Source organism: Vibrio sp. Hep-1b-8 (assembly GCF_006124995.1).
Lineage (GTDB): Bacteria > Pseudomonadota > Gammaproteobacteria > Enterobacterales > Vibrionaceae > Vibrio.
Genome location: NZ_QEWN01000115.1, coordinates 24,772 through 44,010 on the forward strand (window position 1 = coordinate 24,772; position 19,239 = coordinate 44,010).

General features: G+C 46.8%; 19 protein-coding genes. 13 read left to right on the plus strand and 6 right to left on the minus strand.

Annotation, left to right across the window (positions count from 1 at the left end; all coding sequences use genetic code 11):
• The first annotated feature begins 16 nt into the window (after positions 1–16).
• Genes gspH through DA100_RS15260 form a run of 7 tightly spaced genes read left to right on the plus strand, consistent with a single transcriptional unit; the run spans position 17 to position 5,032 of the window.
• Positions 17–601 (plus strand): type II secretion system minor pseudopilin GspH, encoded by a 585-nt coding sequence (gspH, locus tag DA100_RS15230; protein ID WP_138972909.1) that lies wholly within the window; start codon positions 17–19, stop codon positions 599–601.
• Positions 588–944: a type II secretion system minor pseudopilin GspI gene (gspI, locus tag DA100_RS15235; protein ID WP_138972910.1), complete on the plus strand. Its 357-nt coding sequence runs from the start codon at positions 588–590 to the stop codon at positions 942–944. Before gspH ends, gspI begins: the two co-directional genes overlap by 14 nt.
• The gene (gene gspJ / locus DA100_RS15240) at positions 931–1,584 is read left to right on the plus strand and encodes a type II secretion system minor pseudopilin GspJ (protein WP_138972911.1); all 654 of its coding nucleotides are present in this window, start codon (positions 931–933) and stop codon (positions 1,582–1,584) included. The genes gspI and gspJ overlap by 14 nt, the downstream gene beginning before the upstream one ends.
• The gene (gene gspK / locus DA100_RS15245; RefSeq protein WP_138972912.1) at positions 1,574–2,587 is read left to right on the plus strand and encodes a type II secretion system minor pseudopilin GspK; all 1,014 of its coding nucleotides are present in this window, start codon (positions 1,574–1,576) and stop codon (positions 2,585–2,587) included. Before gspJ ends, gspK begins: the two co-directional genes overlap by 11 nt.
• Positions 2,553–3,764, plus strand: coding sequence for a type II secretion system protein GspL (gene gspL, locus DA100_RS15250; protein WP_138972913.1), 1,212 nt, complete (start codon positions 2,553–2,555; stop codon positions 3,762–3,764). Before gspK ends, gspL begins: the two co-directional genes overlap by 35 nt.
• Before the next feature lie 10 nt (positions 3,765–3,774).
• Positions 3,775–4,266, plus strand: a complete 492-nt coding sequence (locus tag DA100_RS15255) for a type II secretion system protein M (protein WP_138972914.1) — start codon at positions 3,775–3,777, stop codon at positions 4,264–4,266.
• A gap of 4 nt (positions 4,267–4,270) precedes the next feature.
• Entirely contained in the window at positions 4,271–5,032 is a 762-nt protein-coding gene (locus DA100_RS15260; protein ID WP_138972915.1) for a type II secretion system protein N, read from the plus strand.
• Between the two features lie 57 nt (positions 5,033–5,089).
• Here DA100_RS15260 and envZ read toward each other — a convergent pair whose 3' ends face one another.
• Positions 5,090–6,397: a two-component system sensor histidine kinase EnvZ gene (envZ, locus tag DA100_RS15265; RefSeq protein ID WP_138972916.1), complete on the minus strand. Its 1,308-nt coding sequence runs from the start codon at positions 6,395–6,397 to the stop codon at positions 5,090–5,092.
• A 72-nt stretch (positions 6,398–6,469) separates the two neighbouring features.
• A complete protein-coding gene (ompR, locus tag DA100_RS15270; protein WP_138972917.1) occupies positions 6,470–7,189 on the minus strand; it encodes a two-component system response regulator OmpR in 720 nt (239 codons plus the stop codon).
• 174 nt (positions 7,190–7,363) lie between these two features.
• On the opposite strand from ompR, the gene greB reads away from it, so the two are divergent.
• Positions 7,364–7,843, plus strand: coding sequence for a transcription elongation factor GreB (greB, locus tag DA100_RS15275; protein WP_138972918.1), 480 nt, complete (start codon positions 7,364–7,366; stop codon positions 7,841–7,843).
• Between the two features lie 62 nt (positions 7,844–7,905).
• Here greB and DA100_RS15280 read toward each other — a convergent pair whose 3' ends face one another.
• Complete coding sequence (locus DA100_RS15280; RefSeq protein ID WP_138972919.1) at positions 7,906–9,792, minus strand: RimK/LysX family protein; 1,887 nt, start codon at positions 9,790–9,792, stop codon at positions 7,906–7,908.
• Positions 9,793–10,017: 225 nt separating this feature from the next.
• On the opposite strand from DA100_RS15280, the gene DA100_RS15285 reads away from it, so the two are divergent.
• Positions 10,018–12,336, plus strand: coding sequence for a Tex family protein (locus DA100_RS15285; RefSeq protein ID WP_138972920.1), 2,319 nt, complete (start codon positions 10,018–10,020; stop codon positions 12,334–12,336).
• A gap of 100 nt (positions 12,337–12,436) precedes the next feature.
• Here the strand turns inward: DA100_RS15285 and DA100_RS15290 are convergent, their stop codons facing one another.
• Positions 12,437–12,907: an ATP-dependent Lon protease gene (locus DA100_RS15290; protein ID WP_138972921.1), complete on the minus strand. Its 471-nt coding sequence runs from the start codon at positions 12,905–12,907 to the stop codon at positions 12,437–12,439.
• A gap of 110 nt (positions 12,908–13,017) precedes the next feature.
• Entirely contained in the window at positions 13,018–13,824 is an 807-nt protein-coding gene (gene bioH / locus DA100_RS15295; protein WP_138972922.1) for a pimeloyl-ACP methyl ester esterase BioH, read from the minus strand.
• 59 nt (positions 13,825–13,883) lie between these two features.
• Between bioH and DA100_RS21025 the strand changes: the two genes are divergently transcribed.
• From DA100_RS21025 to cysQ, 4 genes are all read left to right on the plus strand, one after another.
• Complete coding sequence (locus tag DA100_RS21025) at positions 13,884–14,588, plus strand: phosphoribosyltransferase family protein (protein ID WP_240800934.1); 705 nt, start codon at positions 13,884–13,886, stop codon at positions 14,586–14,588.
• 86 nt (positions 14,589–14,674) lie between these two features.
• Positions 14,675–15,262 carry a Fe-S biogenesis protein NfuA gene (nfuA, locus tag DA100_RS15305; protein ID WP_138972923.1) on the plus strand — a complete coding sequence of 196 codons (588 nt, stop codon included), beginning with the start codon at positions 14,675–14,677 and terminating at the stop codon, positions 15,260–15,262.
• A 122-nt stretch (positions 15,263–15,384) separates the two neighbouring features.
• Positions 15,385–15,933, plus strand: coding sequence for an ADP compounds hydrolase NudE (nudE, locus tag DA100_RS15310; RefSeq protein WP_138972924.1), 549 nt, complete (start codon positions 15,385–15,387; stop codon positions 15,931–15,933).
• Positions 15,934–15,993: 60 nt separating this feature from the next.
• Positions 15,994–16,821 carry a 3'(2'),5'-bisphosphate nucleotidase CysQ gene (gene cysQ, locus DA100_RS15315; RefSeq protein ID WP_138972925.1) on the plus strand — a complete coding sequence of 276 codons (828 nt, stop codon included), beginning with the start codon at positions 15,994–15,996 and terminating at the stop codon, positions 16,819–16,821.
• Between the two features lie 115 nt (positions 16,822–16,936).
• Here the strand turns inward: cysQ and recG are convergent, their stop codons facing one another.
• Complete coding sequence (gene recG / locus DA100_RS15320) at positions 16,937–19,015, minus strand: ATP-dependent DNA helicase RecG (RefSeq protein ID WP_138972926.1); 2,079 nt, start codon at positions 19,013–19,015, stop codon at positions 16,937–16,939.
• Positions 19,016–19,239 lie beyond the last annotated feature (224 nt).

Sequence of the window (19,239 nt, forward strand, 5' to 3'; positions counted from 1 at the left end):
CCAAGTTAGGTTAACTATGCGTCGTCACGCAGGCTTTACTCTGCTAGAGATATTGTTGGTATTGGTGCTGATATCTCTGGCATCCGTAGCCGTTATTTCAACACTGACTGTCAGTGCCGAAGATGTTGCAAAGAAGCAAGCCCAAGCGCTGTTTTATCGCATTCAACTGCTCAATGAAGAGGCGATGCTAAGTGGGCGTGATTTCGGCTTAAACATCAATGAGGAAAAGTCGACCTATCAATTTATGCATTTAACCTCCAAGGGGTGGCAGAAACTGGATGAACAACATATTCCAGAGAAAACCGAGTTGGACTCGGGATTGGCATTGATGCTGCAACTTGGGGGGGATGTCTGGAGCGATAAAGAGCGACTTTTTGAGCCAGGTAGCTTGTTCGACGAGGAGATGTTTGCTGAACAAGATGACGAGAAAAAACGCCCACCTCCTCGAGTCTTCATTATGTCGAGTGGAGAAATAACACCTGTATCAGTTGCTATTTATCCGCAGCAAAAAGATGCTGAACGTGATGCATGGCACATAGTGGTTAAAGAGAGTGGGCAGATACTGTTGCTGGCTCCAGGAGAACGTGATGAAGGCGAGTAAACGTGGTTTTACCTTGCTGGAAGTATTGGTGGCATTAGCGATTTTTGCGACCGCAGCGATAGCGACGATTCGTTCTGTTAGCCAGCATATTAATACGCTCAATTTCTTGGAAGAGAAAACTTTTGCGAGCATGGTCGCAGACAATCAGATGGCGAAAGTGATGCTATCAGGACGAAAACCAAGCAAGCAAAAAGGAACTGAAATGTTAGCTGAACGCGAATGGTTTTGGTCGGTAGAGCCTGTTTCTACAGCGGGTGATCTTCTGCAAGCATTTGACGTGAAAGTGGCAGCAAGTGCAAAAGGAACACCCGTTGTGACGGTAAGAAGCTATGTACCGAAGTAGTCAGTCTTCCTCACATGGTTTCACCTTAATTGAAGTTCTTGTCGCTATCGCGATTTTTGCCAGTTTGAGTATTGGAGCCTATCAGGTGCTCAATCAAGTTCAGCGCAGTAATGAACTGTCACTTGAACGTAGTGAACGGCTAAAAACGCTACAGAGAACGTTAGTCTTTATAGACAACGATTTTCGCCAAATGGCGCTGCGTCAATCGCGCACCAATGGTGAGGAGCCATCTCCAGAGCTGATTCATTGGCAGGATTACCTACTTGATTCTGATGCTAAAGGCGTAATGTTTGTGCGCTCTGGCTGGCATAACCCCCAACAGCAATTCCCGCGAGGGGAGGTGAGCAAAGTGGGGTATCGATTAAAAGAAGGCGAGTTACAGCGGGTGTGGTGGCGATACGTTGACACTCCAGTTGGCCAAGAAGGGATAGTGATGCCCTTGATTGATAAGGTCGACTCCTTTGATTTACGTTTTTACGATGGCAACCAGTGGTTAGAACGCTGGGAAACGAATTATACCTTGCCGAAAGCTGTACTAGTGAAGTTGGTATTTGAGGATTACGGAGCAATAGAACGTATCTATCTAACTGCTGGTGGTGCTTTAGAGGTCGACGAGGAGCAAAACGCGGATGGGTCGTAAGCAGCGTGGTGTGGCTCTGATTATTGTTTTGTTGCTCTTGGCGGTGATGGTCAGTATCGCTGCGAGTATGGCTGACCGTTTGTTTGGTCAGTTTAGGCGCGCGAGCAATCAGCTCAACTACCAACAAGCTTATTGGTATAGCGTGGGCGCGGAAGCGTTGGCTGAAGTAGGGTTGAAACAGAGCTTTAGAGACTCAGATACCATCAATCTTTCTCAGCCATGGGCTCTGGAGGAACAAACCTATCCATTGGACTACGGAACTCTGAAAGGGCGCTTAGTTGATAAACAGGCCTGCTTTAACCTCAATGCTTTAGCTGCCGCTACTGACCAGCCTAGTTCCAGCCGTTCGCCGTATTTAGTGGAAGTCTTTCAGCGTTTGCTCGAGGAACTAGAGGTGGAAAGCTATCAGGCAGAGATGATTTCTCAATCGTTGTGGGAATATTTGGATAGTAATGATGTCAGCAATTCCTCTGCAGGTGTCGAAGACAGTTACTATGAATCTATCTCTCCGGCTTACCTTACGGCCAATAGTATGTTGTCAGATAGCTCTGAGCTGAGAGCGGTGAATCAGGCTTCTGGTGAGGTGGTGCACAAGGTATTGCCTTATGTGTGTGCAATACCTACGTCTGACTTTCGCCTCAATGTGAATACACTGCAACCTGATCAAGCAGAGTTGCTGTCTGCACTGTTCTATCCACATTTGGCGACCAGTGAGGCAAAAAAGCTCCTTGATAGTCGCCCTTTTGATGGTTGGACGACGGTTGATGAAATGCTTAGTGAAGGGGCCTTTTCCGGTATTGATGAAAAGGTGCTGCAACAGGCTAAGGGTTACCTTGCCGTCACAAGCGCTTATTTTGAAATGGATGTGGAGATCGTCGTTGATGACTCCCGAGTAAGAGTTAGAAGCTTGCTCTTTAGTAATAACCAAGAAACTGCGACGGTTATTCGCCGTCGCTTCGGAGGTATCGGTGAACGAGTTTCTGATCGTTCGACTGAGCAATAATCCGACCTTAGCTGTTCAATGGTTAGTATGGTCGGTGACACAGCAGGAAGTGATTGCGAGTGGCGAGCTTGCGAACCAAGATGCGATTGCGGATATCGCACCGTATGGGGAAAACCGACGTACGATCGTTTTGCTCTCTGCTTCGAGCTTAGTGCTAAACGATATCGCGATCCCCGCGGGTGCCAGTCGTCAGCTTGAAGCGATGCTGCCGTACGTAATGGAAGATGAGCTGGCACAAGATGTTGATCAGCTCCACTTTACCATTTTTCATAAAGGTAACGGACGTGCTCAGGTGTGTGCGGTTGATAGCGAATGGTTAACACATATTCTGCAACGTTTGACAGCGATTGGTTGTCAAATTCAAAAAGTGCTGCCAGACGTATTAGCTTTGCCCGAGTCAAAGGGGATTTCCGCTGTTGAACTTGATGGACAATGGCTACTGAAGAAATCGACGTATTCAGGGATATCAATTGACAGCGAGTGGTTGGCTCTAGTGGCGCAGTCTGACTGGGTGAAACGTGAGGATGAGTGTTTGCCGTTAACGGCCTATTCCGCTTTGCCTGAATTGGAATTGGATGAAGAGCAAGATTGGCAAGAGACTCAGCCCCAGTTGGTGATGCAGTTACTTGCTGAACAAGCCGTGGCCAGCAAACTGACTTTGCTCACTGGGCGACTTAAGCCTAAGTCTTCATTTGGTCGTTACTGGAAAACATGGCAGAAGGTAGCCGTAGCTGCAGTATTGTTGCTCGCTGTCATCGTGGTCGACAATGTACAGAAGATACAGCGTTATGAAGCGCAAGCCACAGCGTATCGAGCGGAAAGTGAGCGTATTTTCCGCCAGTTGGTGCCAGGCAAAAATAAAATACCGACAGTCAGTTACTTAAAGCGTGAATTGGAACAGCAAGCACGATTGATGTCAGGGTCTGGCCGCGATAATTCCATATTAAGCATCCTTGCCACCTTACCGCCAATATTGAGCCAAGTGCCCTCTTTGGATCTGGTGAGCTTTAAGTACGACAGCAATAGAAATGAGGTAAGAGTGCAAGCTCAAAGTAAAGACTTTCAAACCTTTGAGAAAGCTGCAGAGTTGTTAGCCACTCGATTCGAGGTTGAGCAAGGGCAACTTAACCGCTCTGGGAGCCTAGTCAATGGCTCATTTATTTTGAAACCATTGTGAGGTGTATTGAGTGAATAATTTACTGACGTCCTTACAAACGTGGTGGCTAAGTATCTCTCAGCGAGAGCAACGCTTAGTGGTTGTGTGTGTTTTTTTTGCTGTCCTTGGAAGTGTCTACTGGGGGATCGTACAACCCATCGCTCAAAGGGCTGATGATGCACAGATGCGCATCCAAAGTGAGAAACAGCTTTTGGCTTGGGTTCAAAGCAAGGGTGATGAGATCAGCAAGCTAAAAGCACAGGGCGGTCTGACGGTGTCGAGTATGCCAATTAATCAGGCCATTTCATCAAGCGTTAAACGTTTTAATGTTGAGCTTATTCGTGTCCAGCCTCGTGGAGAGCAATTTCAAGTTTGGATTGCGCCAATGTCATTCAATCAGTTTGTTAGCTGGATTGCCTACTTACAAGAGACATACGGGATTGAGGTCGTATTTCTGGATGTAGATAAAGGCACTCAAGATGGCGTGGTCGAAGTGAATCGATTGCAGTTAGGTAGGGGTTAACAGAGTGAAGAAAACCATTCTATCGGGTCTATTCATCAGTAGCGTGTTTGTCGTAAGTGCGATGTTTCACATGCCCGCACAGTTCATTCTTCAATATGCGCCTTTACCAAGTGCATTGCGCGTAGCTGATATCGAAGGGACGGTATGGCAGGGAAGTGCCCAGCAAGTTCAATGGCAGGGCACAAATTATGGGGCACTCAACTGGCAGTTTAATCTGGTTAAGATGCTCGCGGGTTCTCTAGAGGCGCAAATTCGTTTTGGCAGAGGCAGTGACCTCTCACTTCAAGGTCGAGGTGTGATTGGTTACGACTTCAGTGGCTTTTATGCGCAAAATCTTATTGCCGCTATTTCCGTAGAAGAAATGATTAAGTTTATCCCGCGCTTACCTGTACCGTTGGATCTCGAAGGTCAGGTTGAGGTCAATCTTCGCTCCTATCGCTACGCCCAACCATATTGCGATAGCGCTCAAGGAAGCTTAGTGTGGAATACTCAAGTGGTGAGTACGCCACTGGCAGATCTCTATCTCGGGCCGGTCATTGTACAATTTAGTTGTCAGCAGAGTCGTATTGATGTGCAAGGAGAGCAGCAGAGCCAAGAGGTTGAAAGTGGCTTCAGTGCTGAGGTTGGGGCGAGTAGCTACAAGCTGAGTGCTTGGTTTAAGCCGTTAGCGGAGTTCCCTCAAGCGTTACAACAACAGCTCAAGTGGCTGCCAGAGCCTGCGGATAGTGATGGTAAATACCATTTCAACAATCAAGGGCAATGGTAACTGCTAGGTATCGAGCAACAATGTATAAGGGCAGCGTGATTCACGCTGCCCTTTTGATTATTTGCTGGCGGGAAAACTGATTTGTACTCTTAAACCGCCACCACTGCGATTATTAACGATAACCGAACCGTTATGTTGGCTAACAATTCGTTTGACTATCGCAAGTCCAAGTCCAGTACCTTCGCTTCCTCTAGCGGTATCACCGCGAGTAAAAGGTTCAAACAGTTTGCTAATCTGGTTCTGTTCAATGCCAGGGCCGTTATCTTCAACACAGACCCAAACCAGTTTGTTGTCTGCGGTGATGCCGGTGCTGACCTTTATCCATCCATTTCCATATCGAATCGCATTCACAACGAGGTTACTAACGGCACGTTTAATCGCGATAGGGCTGCCGAGCGTCTCTTTAAGTGGTTGAACCAAAGCGGTTTCAATTTGTACTTCATACCCACCTTCTGATGAGGCGACATCGTTAGCAATTTCATTCAAATCGACAGAGACAAATGACTGCTTGTTCACGGGCTTTAGATAGTCCATGAACTGGCTGATGATTTCATTACACTCTTCGGTGTCGCTAATAATGCCTTCTGCAAGATAGCTATCTTCTGGTGACATCATTTCGGTCGCTAATCGGATGCGGGTTAGAGGGGTTCTTAGATCATGGCTGATACCCGCCATTAATAGAGCGCGATCTTCTTCTAGAGCCTGAATGCCTTTTGACATCTGATTAAATGCGCGTGTTACGGAGCGAATTTCTGAAGCGCCTTTTTCCGGAAGTGGTGGTGGAATCTCCCCTCGTCCTACGACTTTCGCTGCCTTTTCTAAAGCAATAAGTGGTCGATTTTGTAAACGAATAAACAACCAACCACCGGCTACGATAAGTAGCGCCATGATCAAGCTGTTACGAAACAGCGGTGTGAAGTCTTCTTCCTGTAGTTCGGAGAGGGGAATGCGTAACAGCGACCCTGGCAGAGAATCGATCTTCATCCATAACACATAGCTGTCGTTACCCAACATCATTCGCACATCTGTGGGTGAGCCAAGTTCATTGCTCATCTCCTCACTCATCAAGTCGATCGACACTGCATGGTAGTACTCGTCAGCAATCGGGCTATCTTCAGCATGGATGGTGACACCAAGCTGCTCCAAAACTCGTCTGCGTAGAGGTGCATCCATCGCTAGTTCATCCTCGAGGCTTGCCGAGTCATCAAGCATTAGGTTTATTTCATGCCCGAGGATTTTATTGAACTGTTGCAGGCTAGGCATTAACGCGTAGTTGAACACGGCGTAGTAAGAATAGACCTGACTTGCGATTAGTAGAGTAAGAAAGATAAAGATGGATTGTGTAAATGAGCTGCGAATGCGCATAACGCCAACCTTAGTGGAGTAGAAACGAAGAGTGCGAGACCGGGTCTCGCACTCTAGTAAATCTAGAAACTGTTAGGCTTCTTTACCATCAGGGACAAAGACGTAGCCCAATCCCCAAACGGTTTGGATGTAACGAGGTTTACTTGGGTCGACCTCGAGCATACGGCGCAAACGTGAGATCTGTACGTCTATCGAACGTTCCATTGCTGAGTATTCACGACCTCTAGCCATGTTCATCAATTTATCGCGAGACATTGGTTCACGTGCGTTCGTCACAAGTGCTTTCAGTACAGCGAATTCACCTGATGTTAGGGGCATCGATTCTTCGCCACGGAACATTTCACGAGTTCCTAAGTTGAGACGAAATTCACCAAACTCAACGATCGACTCTTCGCTGCTTGGTGCGCCCGGTAACTCAATGGTTTGTCGACGAAGAACCGCCTTGATACGCGCGAGTAGTTCTCGTGGGTTAAAAGGTTTTGGTAGATAGTCATCTGCACCTACTTCAAGGCCGACAATACGATCGATCTCATCACCTTTCGCTGTCAGCATTAGAATGGGTAGCGTATTATTCGCATTACGCAGGCGACGGCAGATGGATAAGCCATCTTCACCCGGCAGCATTAAGTCGAGAACCATCAAGTGGAAGTTTTCACGAGTTAGCAGGCGGTCCATTTGCTCGCTATTGGCAACACTACGAACTTGGAATCCTTGCTCAGACAAGTAACGCTCTAGTAGTGCACGAAGACGTGCATCATCATCAACAACTAAGATCTTGTGATTTTCTTGCATGTAATGGTTCCACCTATTTGATAAGCACGCACTAAAACAGGGTAGAGGAAGACTTACCCATTGCGCAGCTTAAAATGTAACACTGTTCACGCTCTAGTGGAGCAAAGAATTGTTAACGTTTATTTCCTTTTTAGCTAATGTATATCGTAACTTCAATCTAATAACGTCAAAAATATGAAAACAAACCTAATAACCCGAGAAGGCTACGTCCGACTCAAGCGCGAGCTTGATTTTTTGTGGAGGGAAGAGCGCCCTGAGGTCACTAAAAAAGTGACTTGGGCTGCGAGTCTTGGTGACCGCAGTGAGAACGCAGACTACCAGTACAATAAGAAACGCCTGCGAGAGATTGATCGTCGCGTTCGTTATCTGAGAAAGCGACTCGAACAGGTTAAGGTGGTTGACTATTCGCCCCAGCAGGAAGGCAAAGTCTTCTTTGGAGCGTGGGTTGAAATCGAAAATGAAGCTGGTGAGGTCAAGTCATTCCGTATCGTGGGGCCTGATGAGATTTATGGGGACGCCAAAGGGTATATTTCGATTGATTCTCCGATGGCTCGTGCGTTGCTTAAAAAAGAAGTTGATGATGAATTCAGTGTGAAAACGCCCGATGGTGACAAAGAGTGGTTTGTGAATCACATTCGCTACTCAGCTGATTAAGGAAGGTTTCACCCACAGTATAAGTCCCGCCTATATAATAGCGGGACTTTGTATTTCGGTTTCTATTGAGCAGGCTCACTGACGAGATAGTTGCTTTCGCTGGCAACTACGGCCCCATACTTGAGGAAGTTCTTACCCAAAATCATGCTGTAATGGAAACGACTCCGATCCTGTAAATTGACGCGAATGTTTTTCTCAAGATGGCCAAGCGATACATGCATTTCGACAACAGGCCGTGTTGTCGCCTCTTCGCCCTTTTTGGCTGTAATCGTCATGTTATCGACCACTTTACGAGTGAAATCCTGTTTGACACCCTGATCGTTTTCATAGGTAAAGCTCACCATTTGCTGACCATTGCGTTTAAACAACTTGATGTTTTGCGCATTGATGGAGCTGACGTCGGCTCCAGTGTCTAACTTCACAGGGATACTCATACCTTCGACTAAAGCCTCCTCAATATGCCCGGCTTTAAACAGTGGATAAACATCAAGTAGGTGTTCACTGCGCGTATTGATGAGGACACCATCTTTTGATATTTTCTGGCCGATGACAAAGTAATCTTCTGACTCATTTTCATCTAACACGTCTATCGCATAAGGAAGTTCCACCGGTTCTCCGTAGAGCATGAAGGTACCGAATACCACCGGGCGAATAGAGTCGCCGACCTTGAGTTTTTTGTTGATAGGCTTTGAAAACTGCTTGGCTTCCCCTTCATGGTTGGTCAGATAGTAGGTCACCCAGTCTTTGCCATTCTTATCGAACATCTCGAAACTGCTGACTTTGAGTAGCGGTGTTTTGACCGTCAAAGATGGTTGAGCTTCTAAGATAACGCCATCTAAATCGATAGATTCGCTGCCTGAAACTTGCATTGCTTTAGAGCGAGGGTTGAAGAACTTAGGGCTGCCAGACAGTAAGGATTTTTGTTTGGTATCAACCATAAAGTGTCGATTCAACGTCTCTTTGCCTAATCGCAGTTGAGATCCATATTGACTTCGGTCACTCAAATAGACCAGCCAGTATTGAGTCGGTTGATTGGGAGTATCTATTGGTACAAACACCATTGGACGCGGTTTGCCACCGACACTGAGTTGCCTAATGACAGGTAGCGTCAGCGCTTTTGTCTCGCCTTGGCGGTTTTCGATTGTGAAGGTCACCCGTTGAGTCTTCGAGTCTACGTTGACGTCTTTGGCATGCAAAACGCTGTAGTTACTATGGAGTGAGTAGCTAATCTTTTGTTGGATACCTGCGATGGTGACCGTTTCTGCCCGACCAAGAAGCTGGGCCTGTTTTTGCTGTTGTAGATAGTCATATCCAGCAAGAACCCATGCGTTGTTGCTAAGGAAGGTTTTGCCAATCAGAATCGGAGAGGAAAATTGACTTCGGTCGGTTAAGTTTACCTCTGTCATTACCGTTTTATCTGCAATGGTTAGAGGTAGGGTGACCGTTGGTCGCAAGATTGGCTGCTTCTGAGTTCGGTTTCGAATCACGCTGACACGAGTAATCGGTCTAGTAATTTCTATAGCCTCACCAGTGTATGGGTGAGTGATGGTGAAAGACACGCTGATTTGATAAGGGGCAAACAGCCCTGCATGCCACTTATCATAGTGAACGTTATCAATTGCTGGATGAGCAATGAGTGCTTTCATTAACTCTTGATCGCGCAATTGACTAAATTCTGGATGGCGACTGGACACATGAATATTGGTGGCATGCATTGAGGTGGTATCCGCACCCGTATCAATCTTGCCCGCAAAGGCTATCGTTTTTAGCGGCTCTACATCACTAAGGTAGACACTTTCTACTCGACCCAGCACCAATTTATCCTCAAGAGTGTAAAGGGGATGCTGTGTCGTTGCACTCAGCGCGGAATTGAGAGAGCTACTATCCGCGATAGAGAGTGACGAAAAGAAAACGGATAATACAGAAAAGGCCAGCAAGATTTTTTTCATAGTGGTTCCATATATTCATTGTTCGTTCAAAGACTTGAACGAAGTTAGTTCCAATTTTCAAATTTTAGTTCGAATGATAGCAATAGTTCTGACATAACTTTCACACAATTGCCAACCTATCGTTCTAACTATTGCGTAACCTTGCTAGCGGTAGCAAAAAGTGTTGGTTTTTACCTTTGTTACCCCAATATATTAGACGTTTAACTTAGAAAAGAGATTCAACGGATGAGCCAAGCTATCTGTAATTTGATTGCTCAGGAACTCAATGTTCGCCCTGAGCAAGTCACTGCGGCTGTTAACCTGATTGATGATGGTAATACCGTTCCGTTTATCGCGCGTTATCGTAAAGAGGTGACGGGTGGTTTAGATGATACTCAGCTGCGAAACCTAGATAGTCGCTTATCCTATTTGCGTGAGCTAGACGAACGTCGCCAAACTATCCTGAAGTCGATTCAGGAACAGGGAAAAATGACGCCTGAGCTAGAAGCTGAAATACATCAGGCAGATAGTAAAACTCGCCTAGAAGATCTTTACCTGCCGTACAAACCAAAACGTCGCACTAAGGGACAGATTGCGATTGAAGCGGGACTTGAGCCGCTAGCCGATAAACTGTGGAATGAGCCGCAAACCGATCCCGAAGTTGAGGCGGCGGGTTACATCTCTGCCGAGAACGGCATTGAGGATACTAAAGCTGCGTTGGATGGCGCTCGTGCGATCGTGATGGAACGCATTGCAGAAGATGCGAACTTGCTAGAAAAAATTCGTCACCACCTTAACCGCAATGCTGAGTTGGTATCTCGTGTTGTCGCAGGAAAAGAGCAAGAAGGTGAGAAGTTTAAAGACTACTTTGCGCACAATGAAGCCCTAAACAAAGTCCCTTCGCATCGTGCATTGGCGATGTTGCGCGGCCGCAACGAAGGCTTCTTAACCTTGGCGATGAACGCAGATCCGGCGCAAGATGAAGGTGTCCGTCAATCGTATTGTGAGACGATTATTAGTGACCACTATGGTATTTCATTAAGTAGCGCTCCAGCTGATGCTTGGCGTAAACAGGTGATCAGTTGGGCATGGCGCATCAAGGTGTCTATGCATATGGAAACCGAGTTGATGGGCGCGATGAAAGAGCGCGCAGAGATTGAAGCCATCGAAGTGTTTGCCACTAATCTCAAAGACTTGTTAATGGCGGCTCCGGCTGGTCCTCGTGCGACATTGGGCCTTGACCCTGGCTTACGTACTGGCTCCAAAATTGCGGTTGTAGACTCGACTGGTAAAGTCTTGGCGACAGAAACGATTTATCCTCATCCTCCGCAAAAACAGTACGATAAATCGGCGCAAATTGTTGATGCTTTGGTACGTAAATACAATGTTGACTTGATTGCGATTGGCAATGGTACTGCTTCACGTGAAACGGACAGTTTCGTGGCTGATCTTATTAAGCGTGGCAATCTTAAAGTCCAGAAGGTCATGGTCAGCGAAGCGGGCGCTTCGGTTTACTCTGCATCTGAGTTGGCGGCGAATGAATTCCCTAATCTTGATGTTTCATTGCGGGGTGCGGTGTCTATCGCCCGTCGTCTGCAAGACCCGCTTGCTGAGTTAGTGAAAATCGATCCTAAATCTATAGGTGTTGGTCAGTATCAGCATGATGTGAGTCAGTCGATGCTCGCTAAACGACTTGATGCGGTAGTTGAAGACTGTGTAAACGCGGTGGGTGTTGATGTCAATACGGCATCGCCAGCACTTCTTACACGAGTCGCAGGTCTATCAAGCACTATTGCACAAAACATCGTTGATTATCGTGATGCGAATGGCCGTTTTGAAGCGCGCTCGACCCTTAAAAAAGTGGCACGTTTAGGGCCTAAAGCCTTTGAACAGTGTGCTGGTTTCTTGCGTATTATGGATGGTAAGAACCCGCTTGATGCCTCTTCGGTTCACCCAGAAGCGTATCCAGTCGTTAAAGCCATTGCAGAGAAAAACCAAAAAGATATCAAAGCTCTGATTGGTGACACTCAGTTCCTACGTGGTCTGCATGCGGTGGATTACACCGATGAAAACTTTGGTGTGCCAACGGTTACTGACATCATTAAAGAGCTTGATAAGCCAGGTCGTGACCCTCGTCCAGAGTTTAAGACGGCGACCTTTGCTGATGGCGTTAATGAGGTATCCGACTTAGAGATTGGAATGGTTTTGGAAGGCGTGGTTTCCAACGTGGCTAACTTTGGTGCCTTTGTCGATATCGGTGTTCATCAAGATGGTTTGGTTCATATTTCTGCTTTAACTGACCGTTTTGTCTCTGACCCGCGTGAAGTGGTCAAGGCCGGTGATATTGTTAAAGTGAAGGTCATGGAAGTGGATGTTCAACGCAAAAGAATCGCGCTTTCTATGCGTCTCAATGATGAGCCGGGACAAGACAATCGAGCTCAGCGTTCTGCGTCGCCGCGTGGGCAGCAGCGCCAGACACAGGGTAGCCAAAGTCGTCGTGATGAGTCACAGAACAATGCGATGGGTGGTGCGTTTGCCGCAGCCTTTGCCAAAGCCAAACGCTAATTGAGTCACCACAAGTAAGAGAAAAAGCAAATCCCCGCAGTAGAGATACTGGCGGGGATTTTTTCGGCATTACTTAATCGAAGTAAACCTCGATTGAGTACTACAACACCGCAATTACATCAGAAGGTGTATTGGGAGCAACCGCATCGCCGTAATGGAATTTAATTACGGTTCTACGTTTAGCCATTTTCCCTTCTGTTATCGCCGCATCGATTATGCGTTTCGGCAAGCGAAAACGCATGGCGTAGCCTTTACCTTGATGTTCGCTGTAACTGTCTAGCGCCAGCAACTGAAATAGCCTTTCGAGTGTGTCCTTGGGCTCTTCCTGATAGAGCGAAATTGCTTCACCACTTTGTTCCGCCTCATAGCTTGGGTGCTCAGAAGGATCCCATGATGATTGCTTTCGCCGTTTATCGTCCGCTGTTACCTTTCGTTCTGCGTTGCTCTTGGTCAATGCAATCGTAGGAGCAACTGGTTCGCGAACTTTGTTGTCGCGTGCCGCTTGTTCCGTTTGCACATTAACCGATGGGGCGATGAGTGGAACACTTACGTTCGTAGGTGATACGAGCATATTTTATCTCCTCACGCCCAACCTAGAGAGTTGTCACTCCGTTCGGTTAGTCTATTTATCGACCAATTTAGTCAGATGTTTAGCGACGTTTACAATTTGTTGCACAAACCCTATTTTTGGGTGTCTTGAGAAACAAAAAGCAGCACTTGCTGGCAGAAGTTACCCAACTCCGTCATAAAAGGGGCGTGAGAGGAGTCAGAAAAAACATATTGGTCGCTGTGTGGCATTAAGCGCTCCACGTCACTGGCGACTTTGATTGGAACTAATCCATCTAGCCGCCCATATAGGCGAAGAACGGGAATCGTCAGTCGTCCTAGTTCCGCTCGGTAGTCAATGTCTGCTAGGAGTTTGAGCCCAGCCAGCAGCGCATCTGGGTTGGGAGTAGGGCGCGATAACACGGCTTTTTTTAGCTGCTTTACGTCTTGTCTTGCAGATGGACTGCCCATTGCCTGCAATGCCATAAATCGCTCAATAGTAAGTTGAAAATCCTCGACCAACTGTTCAGTAAAGGCGCTAAGAACATTTGGTTGAATACCTCGCCAAGGACGCTCAGCGGCAAATTTCGGTGAGCTTGCGACAGTGATCAGTTTGGTGACTCGTAGGGGGTGGTTTAGCGCAATATGTGTTGCCAGGAGGCCACCTAGTGACCAGCCGATCCAAGTCGCGTGTTGTGGCGCGCTAGCAAGCACTTGCTGGGCAAGATCGTCCATGTTGATGAAGCTGGATTGGTGGCTATGGCCAAACCCTGGTAGGTCAACGACGTGTACGCGATAATGCTTGCTGAGTTCAGTCACGGTTTGTTGCCAAACTGCGCCATTCATTCCCCAGCCATGAATGAGGACGATATCCGCTCCTTCGCCACAACTGTGCCAATATAAAGCTTCGGTTTTGCTCTCAGTCTCTGCCACTTTTTCCATCCCTAAAATCCTTACTCTATCGCCACAATTAGAATGTCATCGTTGTTTGGAGTTGGGGTATGTTAGCGCAAAGGGTAGGAAAATACATCGCGGACCTGTTACCTGTGTATTGTGGTATATGCTCGCTGGAAGTGGACTCGACGACAGAGATTAAAGGTGTCTGTCGACATTGCAGCCAATATTTTGAGCCTTTACCACGTTGTCTGCGTTGTGGTTTGCCTATGGTTACCGAGGCGTTAGCTTGTGGTGAGTGCCTCAAGCATCCACCCATTTGGCAACGAGTCTATTGCGTCGGAGATTACCATTTTCCCCTATCCAATTACGTTTATCGCTATAAGTACCGAGGGCAATTTTGGTTGAGTGGTCAATTGTCTTCTATGCTGGCGGCAAGAATTGAACAACCAGCACAACTAGTGACCAGTGTGCCGATGCACTGGCGACGTTATTGGGTGCGCGGCTACAACCAAAGTGATTTGCTGGCGCAGGCGATAGCCCGCAAACTCAACGTATCTTATCAACCTCTTTTTAGGCGATTAAGAGCAACACCACCGCAAGCAGGATTAAGTAGAGTTGAACGAAAAGAGAACTTACTCAATGCGTTTGCTTTGCAAGGTCAACAAGCCCTCACGCAACATGTGGCAATTGTTGATGATGTTCTCACCACAGGTAGTACAGTGTATCATTTATGCAAACTACTACTTGAAGCCGGAGTCAAAACCGTTGATATTTACTGCATCTGTCGGACTCCTGAACCCGCAAGTTAGCTGAATTTAACTAAAACGCTAGATCTCTCAGCTTTCAGGAGTAGAATGGTCAACTAATAGCCTACAAAATCACTCAGGTATTCGTCGTGTCAAATACAATTACTATTACTGAAACTGCCCAAAAACACTTTGCTAACCTATTGGAACAGCAACCTGACGGCACTAATATTCGTGTATTCGTTGTTAACCCTGGAACCCAGAATGCAGAGTGTGGTGTTTCTTACTGCCCACCTGAAGCCGTTGAAGCTACGGATACTGAGCTAGCTTTTGACGCTTTCTCTGCTTATGTCGATGAGTTAAGTCTTCCATTTCTAGAAGATGCAGAGATCGATTTTGTCACCGACAAAATGGGCTCACAACTTACTCTTAAAGCGCCTAATGCTAAAATGCGCAAAGTCTCTGATGATGCACCGCTCGTTGAGCGTGTCGAGTATGTCATTCAGACACAAGTGAACCCACAGCTTGCTGGCCACGGCGGTCACGTAAATCTTGTTGAGATCACCGAAGATGGCATTGCAATTGTTGCGTTTGGCGGTGGGTGTAATGGTTGTTCAATGGTTGACGTAACACTTAAAGAAGGCATCGAGAAAGAACTGCTACAACAGTTTGAAGGTGAATTGTCTGCCGTACGTGATGCAACGGAACACGATCGTGGTGAGCATTCTTACTACTAATTACGTTATTTAAACCGAATGAAATACATAGGGTTGGCCGTTGAGCTGACCCTTTTTTTGTTTTCAAAGCGGACTAATTTCTCATATATTAAGAACTTCAATTTTTGCATAGGAGCAAGCTTGTGGCTAAAAGGACTCCACCAGAAATTCTGGCCAAGAATACGGTCGCGCAATCACGATTATTCGCAATTGAAGCGTTAGATCTCCGCTTTAGTAATGGTGAAACGCGCACTTATGAACGAATGAAACCTAGTGGTCGCAATGCTGTGATGATGGTACCTGTGACGGCGCAAGGGGATATTTTACTTGTTCGTGAGTATGCCGCAGGAACTGAGCGTTATGAGCTTGGCTTTCCGAAAGGACTGATTGATGCTGGCGAATCACCGCAACAAGCGGCTGTGCGTGAATTGAAAGAAGAAATAGGTTTTGGTGCTCATAAACTTACTCCTTTAAAAGAGGTGGTGCTTGCCCCATCCTATTTCTCCAGCAAAATGACCCTATTCATTGCAGAGGATCTATACTCAGAGCAATTGGAAGGTGATGAACCTGAACCGTTAGAAGTGGTTCGTTGGCCTTTAGCACAAGCTGAAGAGTTGCTAACGCACCTCGATTTTAGTGAAGCGCGGAGTATTACTGCGTTGTTGCTAGCTCTACAAAGACTAAAACCATAATCAACGCCCCCTCAATTTAGACAACAGGGAAGCAGATACGTAGAGCGCTAAGGATTTTTTATGCCAATAACAGAAGACTATTCGCATCATTTACCTGCAGTGATAGAGATTGCTCGTTCAGCAGGGCAATTGATTCTCGATATTTATGAGAAAAAAGAGTACGAAGAGTACACCAAGAGTGACGAGACGCCTGTTACCAGCGCAGATATCGCCGCACATAAGCTGATTGTAGAGAAACTGTCTGATCTTACCCCTAATATCCCAGTTTTATCAGAAGAGGCGGCAGATATTAGCCTGGAGAAGCGTTCACAGTGGAATTGCTACTGGTTAGTGGATCCACTCGATGGTACACAAGAGTTTATTGCCCGTAGTGGAGACTTTGCGACCATTATTGCGCTGGTGGAGAACCATAAGCCCGTTATGGGAGTGGTTTATGGTCCTGTCTCTGGTGTCACTTATTACGCCTATCAAGGCAAAGGCGCGTGGAAGATCCCGGATCTTAGCGAAAGTGTGCGTATTAAGGCTCATCAACATGACGGGAAGGCGAGTCCAATTGCGATCGCGATTAGTCGCCGTCAGGATATTAACCGTATTACCAATCGAATGAGCAGTAGTTGGAACTATGATTTGATTCCTCTTGGCTCAGCTGCGCTTAAAGCATGTTTAGTTGCTGAAGGGGCTGTGGATTGTTATTTGCGTCTAGGTCCGACGGGTGAGTGGGATACAGCGGCCACTCAGTGTATTGTTGAGGAAGCGGGGGGAAGAATTTTAAGTACGCTCCTTGAACCCTTGTCATACAACGAACGAGATACATTAGAGAACCCGAATTTTATCGTGCTAGGTGATGAGAGCCTACCGTGGGATGAGATTTTGCAAGTTAAAGACTAGTTTCAAGCTTCTAGCAGCGAGCTTCGAGAAGGAGAGCTTGATATGATTGCTCTCTACGATAACTTCTCGTAGCTCGTAGCTCGTAGCTCGTAGCTCGTAGCTCGTAGCTCTTCTCTTACGCCTTCGAATACACATCCCTCTTTCCTAACCAGCGATCTATGATTGCGGCGGCATTGTCGGGATAGTTGTCATGAATATGGCGTGCGATACGCTGAACTTCGGGGATTAAGCGTTGATCTCGTACCAAATCGGCAATTTTGAAATTCGCCATTCCTGTCTGTTTGGTCCCGAGTAACTCGCCTGGACCACGTATTTCCAGATCTTTTTGTGCAATCACAAACCCATCGTTGCTCTCTCTAAGCACACCTAAGCGTTTTTGAGCGGTTTTCGATAGTGGTGAGTGATAGAGCAGAACACAGTGGCTTGCGACGCTACCACGTCCAACACGGCCTCTCAACTGGTGAAGTTGGGCCAAACCTAGACGTTCTGGGTTTTCGATAATCATCAAGCTTGAATTTGGCACATCTACACCAACTTCAATGACTGTGGTTGCCACTAACAGATGGAGCTTATTGTCTTTAAAATCCTGCATTACAGCTTGTTTTTCTGCCGGTTTCATTCGTCCATGTACCAAGCCAATTTTTACGTCAGGTAGCTTTCGTTGTAGCTCTTCCGCGGTGTCCGCGGCCGCTTGTGCTTCAAGGACCTCAGACTCATCGATCAGGGTACAGACCCAGTATGCTTGTTTACCTTCATTGAGGCAGGCGTTTCGTACACGATTAACGATGTCATCGCGTTTAGTATCGGGTATCGCTACGGTCTGAATCGGCGTTCTACCTGGAGGCAGTTCATCGATAACTGATGTTTCTAGATCCGCATAAGCGGTCATGGCTAAAGTGCGTGGAATAGGCGTAGCCGTCATAATCAACTGATGCGGATAGGCGCCTTGCTTGGCGCCTTTTTCACGTAGTTCAAGCCTCTGGTGAACACCAAAACGGTGTTGCTCATCAATAATCACAAGCGCTAAGTGATCAAATGCCACATGTTCTTGAAACAGAGCATGGGTACCCACGACCATTTGTGCTTCTCCACTGGCGATCTTAGCCAGTTCAGTTTCTTTGGCTTTGCCTTTTAGTTTTCCTGCTAGCCAGCCGACTTTTATGCCCATCGGTTCCAACCAGTTGGCAAAATTGAGCGCGTGTTGCTCCGCGAGCAGTTCCGTTGGTGCCATTAGCGCAACCTGATAACCGTGCTCAAGTGCGCGTAATGCGGCAAGGGCAGCAACTAAAGTTTTACCAGACCCGACATCTCCCTGTACCAAGCGCATCATTGGGTGTTCTTTTTCTAAGTCCTGTTCTATTTCTTGTACGACACGTGTTTGAGCATTGGTGGGTGAAAAAGGCAGTTGATCAAGTAATTGCTGTTTGAACTTATTGCTGGCAGGTAAAGGTAGTGCCGCATCCTGCTGTCCTTTACTACGCACAGATAGCATAGAGAGATTCTGTGCCAATAACTCTTCCATAATGAGGCGAATTTGTGCAGGGTGTTTACCTTGGTCAAATTGCTCCAGATCGATACTTGGAGGTGGTCGATGAATGGTGTGGAGTGCTTGAGCTAGCGTTGTTTGATGGTCATAGAGCCCGCTAGGAAGCAGCTCTTGAACGGCGCTTTTATCGAGTAGCTCTAACGCCTGATCCGCTAGGTTACGTAGTGTAATTTGTCTAAGGCCATCTGTAGTCGGGTAGACAGGGGTCAGAGTCTGCTCAACTTCAGCCGTTTGATTGGGTGCATAGAATTTGTAGTCTGGGTGAACAATCTCTAGACCGTAACCTCCACGCTTAATTTCTCCATAGGCGTGAACCATCTTGCCTTGGCTAAAGTTGTTCTTCATCGCCGCAGTGAAATTAAAGAAGCGCAGGGTGATTGTGCCGTTTCCATCACTTATTTTGACCGTTAACATTTTCCGTTTCCCAAACAGTGTATCAACACTCATCACGGTTCCTTGCACTGCTGCCCATAGGCCTGCATGCAATTTAACGATGGGATAGATTCGGGTGCGATCTTCATAACGCAAAGGTAAATGAAAAAGCAGATCTTGGATGGAGTTGAGCCCTATTTTAGCAAGCTTTTCTGCGACTTTGGCACCGACGCCAGTCAGTGAAGTCAGGGGAATGGCAGATAAGAGTTGGGACATAACTAAGCTCGCTAAGTTATTCAATCGGTTAGTAAGGCTATCAGCATTAATAGTTAACCATTGGACTGTGTTTTTGTACAGGAAAAAATGAAGGGCGAAGATCGGGCTGCACCCTGAGAGAATCTAGAACGCTTCGCTCCGAGAATCGAGATCGAACTTCGTCCTTCGAAAGGAGCTTGTGGTGAGTGAGTCGAAAATTGCAGGCAGCGTCGGCTAATCTTTTA

Coding starts and splice junctions, on each gene's coding strand:
- gspI (WP_138972910.1), top strand. CDS start 588: ATGAAGGCGAGTAAACGTGGTTTTACCTTGCTGGAAGTATTGGTGGCA.
- greB (WP_138972918.1), top strand. CDS start 7,364: ATGAAAACAAACCTAATAACCCGAGAAGGCTACGTCCGACTCAAGCGC.
- DA100_RS15285 (WP_138972920.1), top strand. CDS start 10,018: ATGAGCCAAGCTATCTGTAATTTGATTGCTCAGGAACTCAATGTTCGC.
- gspH (WP_138972909.1), top strand. CDS start 17: ATGCGTCGTCACGCAGGCTTTACTCTGCTAGAGATATTGTTGGTATTG.
- gspK (WP_138972912.1), top strand. CDS start 1,574: ATGGGTCGTAAGCAGCGTGGTGTGGCTCTGATTATTGTTTTGTTGCTC.
- ompR (WP_138972917.1), bottom strand. CDS start 7,189: ATGCAAGAAAATCACAAGATCTTAGTTGTTGATGATGATGCACGTCTT.
- envZ (WP_138972916.1), bottom strand. CDS start 6,397: ATGCGCATTCGCAGCTCATTTACACAATCCATCTTTATCTTTCTTACT.
- recG (WP_138972926.1), bottom strand. CDS start 19,015: ATGTCCCAACTCTTATCTGCCATTCCCCTGACTTCACTGACTGGCGTC.
- DA100_RS15280 (WP_138972919.1), bottom strand. CDS start 9,792: ATGAAAAAAATCTTGCTGGCCTTTTCTGTATTATCCGTTTTCTTTTCG.
- DA100_RS15290 (WP_138972921.1), bottom strand. CDS start 12,907: ATGCTCGTATCACCTACGAACGTAAGTGTTCCACTCATCGCCCCATCG.
- DA100_RS21025 (WP_240800934.1), top strand. CDS start 13,884: ATGTTAGCGCAAAGGGTAGGAAAATACATCGCGGACCTGTTACCTGTG.
- gspJ (WP_138972911.1), top strand. CDS start 931: ATGTACCGAAGTAGTCAGTCTTCCTCACATGGTTTCACCTTAATTGAA.
- bioH (WP_138972922.1), bottom strand. CDS start 13,824: ATGGAAAAAGTGGCAGAGACTGAGAGCAAAACCGAAGCTTTATATTGG.
- cysQ (WP_138972925.1), top strand. CDS start 15,994: ATGCCAATAACAGAAGACTATTCGCATCATTTACCTGCAGTGATAGAG.